Origin of the sequence: Chryseobacterium sp. KLBC 52 (assembly GCF_003347605.1) — a bacterium.
Classification (GTDB): domain Bacteria; phylum Bacteroidota; class Bacteroidia; order Flavobacteriales; family Weeksellaceae; genus Chryseobacterium.
This window is the reverse complement of sequence record NZ_QDFZ01000004.1, coordinates 60072-73797: the sequence shown is the minus strand read 5'-3', so window position 1 is coordinate 73797 and position 13726 is coordinate 60072. Positions and strand designations below refer to the sequence as shown.

Sequence of the window (13726 nt, the reverse complement as noted above, 5' to 3'; positions counted from 1 at the left end):
AAAATAAAAAACTCAATCTTATGAAAGATTGAGTTTGATTATTGTTAAAAAAATTCTTCTATTGTGGTTTATAGATGTAATTAACGCCATATCCTTTTGTCATGTAAGTCTGAGGATCATAAACGTAATTGGTACTCTTCACAACCGGTGTTGGAATAGGTGGTGTAAGATCTGTTACCGACCATCTCTTAGGGTTGTTCGGAGATAAGATAAGACTTTCTTTATCATTGATTACTGTAGATAATAGTCTTGAAATTTTATATACATGCGGCAGCAATGTGAACGGGCTTACCTGCTCATCATAGGCATAATATTCGTAGCTGTATTTCCCTGTAACAGCACCAAAGGTTCCCCCTGTCATTGTTCCGTAGTGTCTTACCACTTTAGATACATTGTCTCCTACATAAGTATAAGCTGTTTTAGAATAATCTGTGAAAGTAAGAGGAGCTCCCGGAACATCTGGTCCGTTTCTCATAATGATTGAATCCAGTTTTCCTGTAGCAGTACTGTATTTAACCTGATAAGCTGTTTTCTCTTTTTTCAGTAATGTCTGTGGTCCAGGAGGATCTCCCGGTATTACAGGCGGAGTTCTTCTGAAAATAGAACGGTTTTCAGAAATCAGCTGCAGTCTGTTATTATTTGCATAAGTAAACAACTGTGTGTAAGATACACTGTCTTTATCCAGTTTTCCGTTTCCGTCAAGATCAAGGAAACCATTGAAATTGATCTGGCTGATTTTATCACCACTGTACATAATATCTGTGATGGAAGCACTGTCTGTAATTACTTTCGTCACAAGAAGTCCGCTGTACTGGTATTCTGCGATCGTATCTTTATCTGTAATTTCTCTGTATAATGCTCTGGGGCCGCTTAAACCTCCTGTATTGTTAAGATCCAACAATGGATTTCCATCCTCATCCAGCATATCCTTGCACGAATGTATTGAGGAAAAACCTGCGATGAGTAAAATAAAATAGAAAATTTGCTTCATTTCCTTGTAATTGATTATTTTTTTGACAAATATAATTTTTTTTTGCCTAAAAAGTATATTATTATTTATATTCCGGTAAGATTAATAACTATATTTCTTCTATAAATTTTTATAGGTAAAAGTTACATTCTGATTTTTTTCAGCAACCACATACCCCTGATTATCATAAGAATAACTTTGAGAAGTATTAACAGGAGTCGCTGGTGCTGGCAATTCTATAAACATAGAAGTAGGATTGTTCGGAGACACTTTATAAAATTGAGCAGGATTGATCAGGCTTCGCGTGATGAAATATACTGATGGAAGTGTAGAATAAGGGCTTTTCTGAGCATCATAGTTCTGAAAACTATACTTGCTTATTACTGCCGTACTCATATTCGGGTTTCCGTTGATATCCAGGAGACCTTTGGAACAAACAACCTGAATGATATTTTCTCCGTTATATACAAAAGAATAATCAATAAACCTGTTATAAGCACTGATTCCTCCTTCTTTCCTCTTCTCTAGAATTTTACTAAGTCTACTGTTAACCGGATCATAGGTAAATGCATAGTCACTTACCACAGATGCGGATGGAGTTGCCCCCGTAGCTGTAGAAGTGGCGTTGTAAATCTTTTTACCTGTAGCATCAGGAACAATATTAAATTCATAACTAAGGCTGGATGCTGCTGAACTTACATATTTAACTTTAGTAATATTTTTGTTGGTATAGGTAACCGTTCCCGTATAATAAGCACTCCCGGAAAAAGACTCGTCTTTAGACACTGCACTCTGCAGATCTCCTGTTACAGCTGTTGTAACATATTCTTCCTGAGAAACATTATTCGAACTAACCTTTGATAAAATCTTTTTGGGAGGTGGTCCGTCATCCGGATTTGGGATGGATTCTGTGGGATCTGAGGTAGTAGTGCATGCTGTCAGCAGCCCAAGAAAAGCAATACCGGCAAACATTTTTAAAAAATAGTTTTTTACCATATAGAATTTTTTTAGCTTGTCCAAATATAATTCAATTTTCGATAATACACTTTACTTTATCTGAACAAATTCACAAGAAATAGAGTTAATAAACAAAAAAAATCTAAAAACATAACGTTTTTAGATTTCCTATTATTGTATGATGACGAAAATTAATAAGGTTGTAATATAGATGTTGTCAAAACAGACTGTGACATATCACTGTTGAGAAAAGCACTATCCACTGCTCTTCCTATCCCGAGAGTTGTTCCTGCAATGGCTCTTTTTATACAGGCAACTTTAACAGAATATTGATTTTTAGGAGTAAGATTTGTAAGAGTAGCATTAAGATTGAAAATCTTGTACGCACCACTGTCTCCCAGTAATACATCCGTTCTCACTGCTCTAAGGGCATTATCTACAAAAACTCCACAGGCAAAACTCGCAGAATTGGTTCCTGTTTTCTGAATCGTTGTCTGAAATGAGAAAGTGGCCTTATTGGTACCATTGGTTACGGAGAATGTATCCACAGTTCCGGGAATTACAGTCCAGCCACCAGTCAGGGCTTCCCCATCAGTATAAGGATTAGTTGCCCCGCTACTTCCAGAAAAACTTACTCCGGTTTTGTCTGAAACGGTGTTAATGGAAAATACAGACATACTTCCCTGCCCGTCGGCAATTTTGATGGCTTTCCAGTCATTAGCACCTAAATCCGTGTTATTGTGAAATATATCTCCCGCTGTTCCGGCAGATCCTTTGAGTACATCAGTACCTCCTGTTCTTAATTCTTTTCTTATATTAAGATCTCCGTTTACATCCAGCATATTAGTCGGATTAGGAGTATTAATACCCACTTGGGCATTTGTTGCAACAGCTAATAAAAACGATGTTACAAATAATATTTTTTTCATAATCCGTCTTAGTTTATAATGGTATTAAATACTTCTGGAACTTCATATACATCAACTTTAAGAGAAGACTGTGATATAAAGCTATTGATATTGCTATACACATTAGTACCGATAGTAAGGGTATTTCCCGCACCCGAAGCACCATAAGAGCCCAGTCTTGTACAGGCAACGTAAACCGAATGATTTCCCTGGGAAAGATTATCTACAATCCCGATCTGGGTATGAGTAAGGAAAGGATATGAAGTGGTGATAGCCTTTAGGTTTCTCTGTCTCAGGTTGACCAGCTTATCATCCACAAAGATGCCACATGCATAATCTATGGAATTGTCTGTACTTCCTGCTCCCCCAAAATCTGCCTGTACCACAGTTTCAAACTGAAAATAAGCCTTACTTTGGGTACTGTAAACGGTGATGATTTGTGAAAGTCCGTTTATTTTCTTAAAATTTGTAAGGGTGCTATACTCCTTCCCTTTTGTAAAGGTTCCTCCTCTCGAAGTCATGCTTACTGAAGAGTTTTCTGAGGACGAAAAGGTAATTCCCAGTTTATCAGAAAAGGAGTTGTTGTAGATCAGATAAAATTTATTGGGTTCATATTCAGGAATACGGAGTGATTTCCAGATCGGAGCAAAACCTTCTCCCTGAGAAACAAGAAGCTGGTCATTATTTCCCTGAAATATGCTGTTATCAGTAGCATTAAGGACAGCAATTTTATTTCTGAAATTCACATCTCCGTTTACATCAAGTTTTGCATTGGGAGTTTCTGTTTTTATTCCTACCTGAGCTGTCGCCAAAAGACCTATGCTAAGAAGCAGCGTTGATAATAGTTTTTTCATCATTAGTTGTTTTTATAGCTCACGTATTCGATAACATCCATCTTCATCGTAGATTCCAGAGTAAATGCACTGGAAGCACCATTGGAAGCTTCTACATTACGTCCGATGGAAAATTGTGAGGTAGAACTTGAAGTGTCAATTTTTCTGCACGCGATTTCAATATTGTGAACTCCTACAGGAACGTTCTGTTCCGTATAATTAAGAGTAAAGATATAATCCTGAAGACCAGCTTTTCCACTGTTGTTGTTGGAAGCAATTCTGTCCGGGCGTACCGCTACCAGTGCTCCGTTTCTGAAAACACCACACGCAAATCTGACACTTTGTATTGTGGTAGATGTGGATGCTTTCATTTCAATTCCGGTCTGGAACTGATAGGTAAGTCTATTCTTTCCATTTTTGATGGTAAAAGTATTGTCGAGCCCGCCTATCTTTTTCCAATTTCCTTTTGTGATATCAGTCATAGCATCTCCAACTTTATTGGTATAGATACCATCACCGGCAACACCATCTGTAAGTGATATAATACCCGTTTGATCCGATGACAGATAAGAATTAATCAACTTATACTGTCCCTCTTCCATAAAGGAAACATTCAAAGATTTCCATACAGGAGGCAAACCCTCGCCCTGGGAAACCAACACCTGGCCATTCAACCCGGCATCTCCAGCCTGAGTTGACGTACCGCCTACTCTAAGTTCTTTTCTTAAGGTGGTTTTTCCGTTCACATCAAGAACAGATTTGGGTTTTGCAGTACCTATTCCCACCTGTGCGTTGGCGTAGAACGAAAAAAGTCCAGCCACGCAGCAATGTATAATTGTTTTCATAATTAAGGACTGCAAAGTTACACAACGAAGTTCAAAAAATTCCAGTTATACATCTATAAACCTATAGAAATAAACACATTACAACATAGAATTAATAATACCAAAAAGTAGAATTATTACTACATAACTCTACTTTCGACTTATAAAAAAAACAATACAACGTCTCAAACCCTTACTGTACGGGGTTTTACAGATTTTTTTTTATCATCGGAAAGTGATTTTAGCCCTTCAAAAACAGCCTTAATTCTCTTCAACAGGAATATTACAAAAGAAAAACATGATAACAATCACAAAAAAAACGTGTAAAAATTAATCTTTTTACACGTTTCTAATAAATTTTATGATATTATTTCCATAAAAAAGGAATTAAAATTTAATCATGAATAATTGCCTTTAATAATAGATTCACCTCATCCACATTTTTCACTCTTTCTTTCCTCATCATCAATTGATTACCTTCTTTTCCTGACTTTTCTTTAAGCTGGGCTTCAGCCGGATTTCGGGTCAGATAATTAATAATATGCCTGAATCTGTCTGTCTGATAGAACTTATCCTGAGGATTTCCCGGGAAGTATCCTAAAAACACACCGTTTTTCATCACAATCTTTTCAAAGCCAATATCAGCGGCAAGCCACTTCAAGGAGACACTCTTCAAAAGATTGACAGCTTCTTTCGGCAATGCTCCGAAACGATCAATCAGCTCAAGTTCAAACTGATGAAGATCTGCTTCATTAGTGATTTCAGCAATTTTCTGATACAGCAATAATCTTTCTTCCGTATTGGAAATATAGAAATCCGGTAACATCAACTCTAAATCAGTATCAATATTTACATCCTTCACAGATTTGAAAAGCTTCTGTCTGTCTTCTTCATTTTCAAAAAGGCTTTCAAAATCTGCATCATCTTTTAGCTCTTCTAAAGCTTCCTGCATTAGTTTCTGATAGGTTTCAAACCCCATTTCATTGATAAATCCACTTTGTTCAGCACCCAAAAGATCACCGGCACCCCGGATCTCCAGATCTTTCATCGCAATCTGGAAACCGCTTCCAAGATCTGAAAACTGCTCAATGGCTTCCAAACGCTTTCTCGCATCGGAAGTCATCATATCATATGGCGGAGTAATCAGATAACAAAATGCTTTTCTGTTACTACGTCCTACCCTTCCTCTCATCTGATGCAGGTCTGCCATCCCGAATCTTTGGGCATCATTGATAAAAATAGTATTCGCATTCGGAACATCTACCCCACTTTCTACTATGGTAGTGGATACAAGAACGTCATATTTCCCTTCCATAAAATCCAGAACATTCTTTTCAAGCTGTTTTCCTTCCATTTGCCCATGTCCTGTAATCACTCTTGCATCGGGCACTAATCGCTGGATAAGTCCTGCAATATCTTTCAGGTTTTCAATTCTGTTATTGATAAAATATACCTGCCCGTCTCTCTGAAGCTCATAAGAAACTGCATCACGAAGAGTTTCTTCATTGAATCCTATTAACTGTGTATCTACAGGCTGTCTGTTTGGCGGTGGTGTCTTGATAACGGATAAATCCCTTGCAGCCATTAACGAGAACTGTAAAGTCCTCGGAATAGGAGTCGCCGTAAGCGTAAGGGTATCCACATTATTTTTCAAGGTTTTCAACTTATCTTTTACTGAAACCCCGAACTTATGCTCTTCATCAATAATCAATAAACCAAGATCTTTAAACTTCACAGAACTGCTTACCAGTTGATGAGTTCCAATGATAATATCTACTTTTCCGTTCTTTAAAGCCTCTAAAGTTTCTGATTTCTGCTTAGTCGTTCTGAATCTATTGACATAAGCGACATTGACAGGAAAATCTTTAAGTCTTTCTTTAAAACTTCTGTAATGCTGAAAAGCAAGAATAGTAGTAGGAACCAATACGGCAACCTGCTTTCCATCTGTAGCAGCTTTAAATGCCGCTCTGATCGCAACTTCCGTTTTACCGAAACCTACGTCACCGCAAACAAGCCTGTCCATTACCGTATCCGCCTCCATATCTCTCTTTACATCTACGGTAGCCTTTTCCTGATCCGGAGTATCTTCATAAATAAAGCTGGCCTCCAATTCGTTCTGCAGGTAGGAATCCGGAGTATAGGCAAACCCTTTTGCCGTTTTCCTCTGAGCATATAATTGAATAAGGTCAAAAGCAATCTGTTTAACCTTCGCTTTGGTTTTCTGTTTTAAAGATTTCCATGTTGGTGATCCGAGTTTACTCAGAACAATCTCTCTTCCATCCGGACCGTTGTATTTCGATATTTTATGTAAAGAGTGAATACTTACATATAATAAGTCTCCGTTTTTATAGGTCAGTTTGAAACATTCCTGAATCTTTCCGTCATTATTCACTTTCACCAGCCCCATAAACTTCCCTATTCCATGATCGATGTGGGCAATATAGTCTCCTATTTTCAGAGACATCAGGTCTTTCAGGGTAAGCTGTTCAGATTTCGCAAAAGTATTTTTCGCTTTATATCTTTGATAGCGGTCAAAGATCTGATGATCTGTATAGACCAGCAGTTTGTGCCCATTATCTACAAATCCTTCATGAAGTTCAGATTTAAAGCTCTTAAATGGAAGCTCATGTTCAAGCTCTTCAAAGATAGACTCAAGCCTTTCTTTCTGTTTTTCTGTTGAAAAAGAAATCCAGGTATCAAATCCTCCATTCTGCTTTTCTTCAATATCTTCAATCAGCAGTTCAAAGTTTTTATGAAAAGAAGGTTGCGGAAGCTGTTCCATTTTTACTTCAGTTACTTCTTTCAACCCTTCAATGATCACTCCTCCAAAATCAACTGTTTTGAATTTTTTATAATCAAACAAAAACTCCTGATCAGAAATAAAAAGTTCCTGCGGAGTCCTGTGGGCAATATCTTTACTTAATGTATCATATTTTTCCAAAGCCTTTTCGTAGAATGTTCTGATCTTCTGCATTCCGACCATTCCGTTTTTAGAGACTACAAAACTTTCCGCTGGCAATAGCTGCAACAGAGAAACCCTTGTTCCTGTTACTGAAAAATTCATGTTGGAAACCAGCTGGAAATCTTTTACTTTATCTACCGAAAGCTGTGTTTCGATATCAAAAGTTTTAATACTTTCCACTTCATTACCGAAGAAGGTAATTCTGTATGGCTTTTCGTGTGAATAGGAAAATACGTCTACAATTCCCCCTCTCACAGAAAACTCTCCCGGTTCGGAAACGAAATCAGCCTGCTGGAAATGATAATGATTAAGCAGTTCATCCACAAAATCAAAATCCAGCTGATCTCCCACTTTAATATGATGGGAAATTGCTTTAAAATCTTCTTTTTTCAAAACCTTTTCAGATAAAGCACCGGCATAAGCCACAATGACTTTCGGTGATCTTCCGGAATTGATTTTATTAAGAACCTCCGTCCTTAAAACCAGATTGGCATTTTGAGTCTTCTCCACCTGATAGGGCTCAAGATGGGTGGCCGGAAAATACAGCACCTTCTCCTTACCCAAGAGGTCTTCCATCTCTGTATTGGCGTACAATGCGTCTTCCTTATCATCTACCAGATAAAGAATATTCTTCTTCTGAACCAAAAAAAGCTCAGCCACAAAAATAGAAACTGAGGATCCGGCACTTCCTTTCACAGCAATATGCTGATTGTTTTCTAAACGGGTAAAAATCTCTTTCCCAAACTCTTTCTGCATAAGGTCTGGAAGGAACTTTTCATTGATGGATTTTAACTGCATAAATAGTAAAGGTATAAACGACAAAAGCGATTTCGGGAGTTTTCCGAAACCGTTGATGATATACAAAGGTACGGATATTTTTCTCTTCCTCAGAAAAAGGGAAAGACTGAAGGTTTAAAATGAAGCACTTAGCACTATAATTCTTAATTTTTTACAATTTTATCTAATAACTTGTTAAAAAAAATCAACTATTTCCCCATGGCATAATGTTTGGCATTTACCCATAACCAAACATTTAAGAATAGTATTATGAAAAAAGCAATTAAAATCTTAGGAGTTATGATGCTGTTAGTATTCACAGCATTATCTTTTTCGTCATGCAGCAAAGATGACGACCCTGTAAACAATGAATTTTTTGCCGGAACCTACAAAGGAAAGGTTTCTTATAATGATGGTGGTTCTACCAACATCAGCACAGATGACGGAAGTGTGTTTGTAACAAAGATTGCCAGCGGCACCAAATATAATTTCGCATTCTCCAACAGTATACCGGATCTCAACGGAATAGAGTTTAATCAGGAAGGAGATCATACGCTGGTGATGATTGGTTCTACAGCAACCTCTTATATCAGAATTGACAATAATGTCTTAAAAATTCTATACGTTAAGGATGGCAAAACGTGGACAGCCAATTGTACGCGCTAGCCATGTCTATTTATATATTATGCAAGCCTGTTTCCCTTTCCGGAGACAGGCTTTTTCATTGGCACTGAAGCGGTTTTAATTTTTTTTTAAGCTGTAATAAACTTTAGTTAAGTTTGAAAATCCCATTTTTTTAGCCTGCTTTTTGTATATCTTTATTCAACAAAAAACAAACAATACTTCTTATGAAAAAATTCTTATCTGCAATGTCTCTGATTCTTGGATTAGGACTTGCCACTGCTCAGCAGACTGCTCCCGCTACAGGTGCTACTGCACACCCGCCTGTAAAAGCAACTACAGCAAAAGCTGCTAAACCAGCTGAAGTGAAAGCTGCAAAACCGGCAATGGATGCTAAAGCAGCAAAACCTGCACAACCGGCTGCCAAAATGAAAAAAGACGGCACTCCGGATAAGAGATATAAAGAAAACAAACATCTGAAAAAAGACGGTACTCCTGATAAAAGGTACAAAGCCAACAAATAAGCATAACATTAACATATAGTTGTTATTTTCATAATCAAATTTCGAAAAGCCGGTGGAACCTGTTCCATCGGTTTTTTTATGTGAAGCTTCGTAAAAAATGATTCCAGATTCTTTACTTATTTATAAATTTGACCCATGTTAAACTTCTTCAAGAAAAATGCAGCGCTGATCTGGGCAAAAAAACATGTTCAAAAAGCAGAGGATTTCAAAAAAAATGCGGAGAAAAACCAGGAGGACTTACTACTTTCTCTGGTGAATACAGCTCAAAAAACACTTTTTGGGCGGGAACATGATTTTGAAAACATTCATTCTGTAAAGGAATTTCAGGACAAAGTTCCTGTAGCCGATTATGAAGATCTGAAACCTTATATTGAAAGAGTAAAAAAAGGACAGGCCAATATTCTATGGACAGAAACTCCGGAGTATTTTGCCAAAACTTCGGGAACCACTTCAGGATCTAAATATATTCCGATTTCCAAGGAGGGAATGCCTTTTCAGATTGCGGGAGCTCAAAGTGCTTTATTTCATTATATCAGTAAAAAGAATAACGCAGATTTTGTGAATGGAAAAATGATTTTCCTTCAGGGCAGTCCGGAACTGGAAGAAGTATTTGGGATAAAAACCGGAAGACTTTCCGGTATTGTAGCCCATCATATTCCTAATTATCTTCAGAAAAACCGTCTGCCAAGCTGGGAAACCAATATTATGGAAGACTGGGAAGCCAAAGTAGATAAAATTATTGAAGAAACGGAACATGAAAACATGACGCTGATCTCAGGAATTCCCCCATGGCTGATCATGTATTTTGAGAAATTGACAGAAAAGCACGGTAAAAAGATCAAGCAGCTATTTCCCAATCTTCAGCTTATTGTTACCGGAGGTGTCAATTACGAACCTTACCGTGATAAAATGGAGGAGCTATTGGGAGCTAAAGTAGATATTGTTCAGACTTTCCCTGCTTCTGAAGGTTTTTTTGCTTTCCAGGATGATTATACTCAAGAAGGATTACTGTTATTGACCAATCATGGAATTTTCTACGAATTCATTCCTTTGGAAGAATATGGTAAGCCTCATGCAAAAAGATTAACGTTACGAGAAATAGAGCTTCATAAAGATTACGCATTGGTTCTTACCACCAATTCCGGGTTATGGGCTTATTCTATTGGAGATGTTGTAAGATTTATCAGTAAAGGTCCGTACAGGGTTTTGGTAAGCGGGAGAACCAAACATTTCACCTCTGCATTTGGAGAACACGTGATTGCTTTTGAAGTGGAGGAAGCTATGAAAGCGACTCTTGAAAAATACCCCGCTCAGATTACAGAATTCCATCTGGCTCCGCAGGTAAATCCGGCTGAAGGACTCCCTTACCATGAATGGCTGGTTGAATTTGAAAAAGAACCTGAGCATCTGGAAACATTCAGAGATGAACTGGATCAACAGCTTCGGGCAAGAAATACGTACTACGATGATCTGATTTCGGGAAATATTTTACAAAAGCTACAGATCATAAGGCTTAAAAAAAATGCCTATCATGAATATGCGAAATCCCAGGGAAAACTGGGAGGCCAAAACAAGATTCCCAGATTGGCTAACGACAGAAAGATTGCAAATCTCTTAGAAATTTACAAACTTTAATCACATTTTTTCAATTCCGAAAACGTATATTCGAAAAAAATTATAAATTTGAAAAACTAAAAGAAAATAATGAAAGCATCTGTACTGTTGAAATCGTCTTTACTAACATCTTTATTTGTTATTACATCTTGTGCTACTACAAAATACAGCGAAGATATTTCAAAAAACAACTACTCTAATCTTGAAGCCGGAAAAATATATAAAGTAACTATGAGAGACGGGTCTCCGAAGCAAACCATCTTATTCAGAAACGTCGTTGGTGAAAATATTGTAGGCACAGCCGGTAAAAAAGACAGTACAGAAGTAATTATTCCTAAAGCCAATGTAGCTGCTGTAAAAGACAGAAGAAAAGCAAGAATTGCAGCAGGAGCTACGATTATCGGAGCGGCAGGTGTTGCAGCTATCGTGTTGAGTTCTTCAAGAGCTGACTAAAATAGATTTTATCTTTTGAAATATATTTAATATATCTTTCAGAAATTGTCATATGAATAGCCCTAAATAAATTTTTAGGGCTATTTTTGTTCATGATTTCCTTTACCCCGTTACAAACATTACAAAATGTTGAGTTCAGAAATCTTCTCACCGGGAGATTTTTTATTGTTTTAGCTTTCAGAATGCTTGCCACTTTACTTGGATGGTGGGTATATCAATTAACAAAAGATCCTTTTTCCATAGGCCTTATCGGACTTTCAGAGGTAATTCCTGCGGTAAGCTGTGCGCTGTATGCCGGGCATGTTATTGATATGAATGAAAAAAAGAGACTGCTCCTTATCTGTAATTATGCGTATATTTTTCTGATCGGGCTTCTGCTGATTCCCGCATTCTTTAATGTGGAAATGCATTTTACAGGTCATCAGATTACCTATTATATTTATGGAGTTATTTTTTTCACAGGGATAGCAAGAGCCTTTATCGGTCCTATTGTTCCTTCCATGATTCCTAAAATTGTAAAGAAGGAAAACCTTCCGAATGCCGTAACACTGAACCAGGCGACTTTCCTGATCTCTTCTGTTTGCGGACATGCCATTGGAGGGGTTCTTATTGGATTTATCGGTGTAAAATGGACTCTGGTTGCTATCTTAACATTAATATTTGTTGCTTCATTATTTTTCTGGCAGCTGCACAAACAGCATTCAGAATACAAAAAGGAAACGGTAAAAGTAGTAGAAAGTATGCGCGAAGGAATTTCTTATATTTTTAAAACCAAAGAAATTCTGGGAGCATTATGCCTTGATATGTTTGCAGTACTTTTTGGCGGAGCAGTAGCTATGATCCCTGTATTTGCAACAGACATCCTGAATTCAGGAGCTGAAGGTTTCGGTTTACTGAATGCTGCTTCGGACATCGGCTCCATGTGTATCATCACTATTTTATCCATTGTTCCGCTTCGCAAAAATCAGGGAAAAATACTTCTTGTTGTTGTTACCGGATTCGGTCTATGCATTATTGGATTCGGACTCTCAAAATTATACTGGCTGTCTTTTATGTTCCTTGTGATGAGCGGAATGCTGGATGGAATTTCCGTAGTTATCCGGGGCACCATTGTACAGCTAAAAACCCCTGACCACATCAGAGGGCGTGTTCTGAGTGTAAATTCAATTTTCATCATGTCCAGCAATGAAATGGGACAATTCGAAAGTGGGCTGATGGCTAAACTACTGGGAGTTGTACGCTCTGTAGTATTTGGAGGCTGTATGACCGTTTTAGTGGCCCTTGTTGTTGGAAGCACCAATCCTAAACTGAGAAAGATGCAATATTAACTCATTGCTTATCAGCCTATTTAAAATCTGACACAAAAAAAAATCAGAATTCGAAATACTTAAAATCAGAATAGAACGTTTTCTATTCTGATTTTTGTTTTATAACTGTTTTTTAAAAATTTATAAAAGAATTAAACCTTAAATATTCATCAAAAGCACCAATATCTTTACGATCTCCACATAATACAACCAAAATAAGAAAATACAATATTTAAAACCAATACATTACTTTCATTAAATATATCTCAAAATCTTTAATTTAACGTTAATAATTTTTTATATTTGCTTCATAAAATATCCCCCTATGACTAAACTTTTACTAATTTTGAGCTTTCTCATGACAGGTTCTCTGATGAATGCTCAATTTTTTTCAGATCAAACCCTACAACAAACTGTTTTGCAGCTCAATAATGCTCAAACAGAAAATGACTATGATATGCTTTTTTCTAAGTTTTCAGAAGCTAAAACTTCAGAAAAATGGCAGGCTAATTATTATGCCGCAGCTGCCTTATACCTTAAAACCAATTTTCTTTTAAAGAACAGCCCGAACAGTCCCCTTGGAGAATCTAATGAGTCTGCAAGAAAACTGGCAATGCAGGCCCTTGCTTCAGAAAAGAATAACGGAGAAGTAAATGTTCTTCTTGCTCTTATTCATTTTCAAAAAATAAGGATAAAAACAGCTGCAGACCCTCAAAAAGAGTTAAAAACAGCTACGGGTTTTATGGCAAAAGCAGAAACAACTTTAAAGAACAATCCAAGACTTTCTTTTTTAAAAGCTGAAATAGCTGAAAAGCAAGGAAACAAGACAGAAGCTATAAAGTTCTATCAAAAAGCAGCCAAAGAATTTGAAACATCAGACGCTTCATCCACTTCACCTCATTGGGGGAAACAGCTGATCGGAACAAATTAACAGTAAGAAAATGCATGATCTCCCAGTATATTGGGGCGATCAGTT

12 protein-coding genes are annotated in these 13726 nt (G+C 37.1%); 6 read left to right on the top strand and 6 right to left on the bottom strand.

What is annotated here, in order from left to right; genetic code table 11:
- Positions 1–58 precede the first annotated feature (58 nt).
- From DDF69_RS05205 to mfd, 6 genes are all read right to left on the bottom strand, one after another.
- The gene (locus tag DDF69_RS05205) at positions 59–991 is read right to left on the bottom strand and encodes a hypothetical protein (RefSeq protein WP_114819847.1); all 933 of its coding nucleotides are present in this window, start codon (positions 989–991) and stop codon (positions 59–61) included.
- Between the two features lie 99 nt (positions 992–1090).
- A complete protein-coding gene (locus tag DDF69_RS05200) occupies positions 1091–1966 on the bottom strand; it encodes a hypothetical protein (RefSeq protein WP_114819846.1) in 876 nt (291 codons plus the stop codon).
- A gap of 152 nt (positions 1967–2118) precedes the next feature.
- Positions 2119–2856, bottom strand: coding sequence for a hypothetical protein (locus tag DDF69_RS05195; RefSeq protein WP_114819845.1), 738 nt, complete (start codon positions 2854–2856; stop codon positions 2119–2121).
- Between the two features lie 8 nt (positions 2857–2864).
- On the bottom strand, positions 2865–3689 hold the full coding sequence (locus tag DDF69_RS05190) for a hypothetical protein (protein ID WP_228411926.1): 825 nt from the start codon (positions 3687–3689) through the stop codon (positions 2865–2867).
- Between the two features lie 2 nt (positions 3690–3691).
- Positions 3692–4513: a hypothetical protein gene (locus DDF69_RS05185; protein WP_114819843.1), complete on the bottom strand. Its 822-nt coding sequence runs from the start codon at positions 4511–4513 to the stop codon at positions 3692–3694.
- 373 nt (positions 4514–4886) lie between these two features.
- Complete coding sequence (mfd, locus tag DDF69_RS05180) at positions 4887–8252, bottom strand: transcription-repair coupling factor (RefSeq protein ID WP_114819842.1); 3366 nt, start codon at positions 8250–8252, stop codon at positions 4887–4889.
- Positions 8253–8501: 249 nt separating this feature from the next.
- On the opposite strand from mfd, the gene DDF69_RS05175 reads away from it, so the two are divergent.
- The 6 genes from DDF69_RS05175 (at position 8502) to DDF69_RS05150 (ending at position 13681) form a co-directional block, all read left to right on the top strand.
- A complete protein-coding gene (locus tag DDF69_RS05175) occupies positions 8502–8897 on the top strand; it encodes a hypothetical protein (RefSeq protein WP_062673364.1) in 396 nt (131 codons plus the stop codon).
- 182 nt (positions 8898–9079) lie between these two features.
- Positions 9080–9376, top strand: a complete 297-nt coding sequence (locus DDF69_RS05170) for a hypothetical protein (protein WP_114819841.1) — start codon at positions 9080–9082, stop codon at positions 9374–9376.
- Between the two features lie 135 nt (positions 9377–9511).
- Entirely contained in the window at positions 9512–11011 is a 1500-nt protein-coding gene (locus tag DDF69_RS05165) for a GH3 auxin-responsive promoter family protein (protein WP_114819840.1), read from the top strand.
- A gap of 69 nt (positions 11012–11080) precedes the next feature.
- Positions 11081–11443: a hypothetical protein gene (locus DDF69_RS05160; RefSeq protein WP_114819839.1), complete on the top strand. Its 363-nt coding sequence runs from the start codon at positions 11081–11083 to the stop codon at positions 11441–11443.
- Between the two features lie 92 nt (positions 11444–11535).
- Positions 11536–12771: an MFS transporter gene (locus DDF69_RS05155; protein WP_114819838.1), complete on the top strand. Its 1236-nt coding sequence runs from the start codon at positions 11536–11538 to the stop codon at positions 12769–12771.
- A gap of 304 nt (positions 12772–13075) precedes the next feature.
- A complete protein-coding gene (locus DDF69_RS05150; RefSeq protein WP_162800875.1) occupies positions 13076–13681 on the top strand; it encodes a tetratricopeptide repeat protein in 606 nt (201 codons plus the stop codon).
- Positions 13682–13726 lie beyond the last annotated feature (45 nt).

What these genes read in the sequence shown, in the direction of transcription:
- DDF69_RS05175 (WP_062673364.1), top strand. Translation starts at nt 8,502, where the DNA reads ATGAAAAAAGCAATTAAAATCTTAGGAGTTATGATGCTGTTAGTATTC.
- DDF69_RS05170 (WP_114819841.1), top strand. Translation starts at nt 9,080, where the DNA reads ATGAAAAAATTCTTATCTGCAATGTCTCTGATTCTTGGATTAGGACTT.
- DDF69_RS05195 (WP_114819845.1), bottom strand. Translation starts at nt 2,856, where the DNA reads ATGAAAAAAATATTATTTGTAACATCGTTTTTATTAGCTGTTGCAACA.
- DDF69_RS05150 (WP_162800875.1), top strand. Translation starts at nt 13,076, where the DNA reads ATGACTAAACTTTTACTAATTTTGAGCTTTCTCATGACAGGTTCTCTG.
- DDF69_RS05160 (WP_114819839.1), top strand. Translation starts at nt 11,081, where the DNA reads ATGAAAGCATCTGTACTGTTGAAATCGTCTTTACTAACATCTTTATTT.
- DDF69_RS05165 (WP_114819840.1), top strand. Translation starts at nt 9,512, where the DNA reads ATGTTAAACTTCTTCAAGAAAAATGCAGCGCTGATCTGGGCAAAAAAA.
- DDF69_RS05155 (WP_114819838.1), top strand. Translation starts at nt 11,536, where the DNA reads ATGATTTCCTTTACCCCGTTACAAACATTACAAAATGTTGAGTTCAGA.
- DDF69_RS05190 (WP_228411926.1), bottom strand. Translation starts at nt 3,689, where the DNA reads ATGAAAAAACTATTATCAACGCTGCTTCTTAGCATAGGTCTTTTGGCG.
- DDF69_RS05200 (WP_114819846.1), bottom strand. Translation starts at nt 1,966, where the DNA reads ATGGTAAAAAACTATTTTTTAAAAATGTTTGCCGGTATTGCTTTTCTT.
- mfd (WP_114819842.1), bottom strand. Translation starts at nt 8,252, where the DNA reads ATGCAGTTAAAATCCATCAATGAAAAGTTCCTTCCAGACCTTATGCAG.
- DDF69_RS05185 (WP_114819843.1), bottom strand. Translation starts at nt 4,513, where the DNA reads ATGAAAACAATTATACATTGCTGCGTGGCTGGACTTTTTTCGTTCTAC.
- DDF69_RS05205 (WP_114819847.1), bottom strand. Translation starts at nt 991, where the DNA reads ATGAAGCAAATTTTCTATTTTATTTTACTCATCGCAGGTTTTTCCTCA.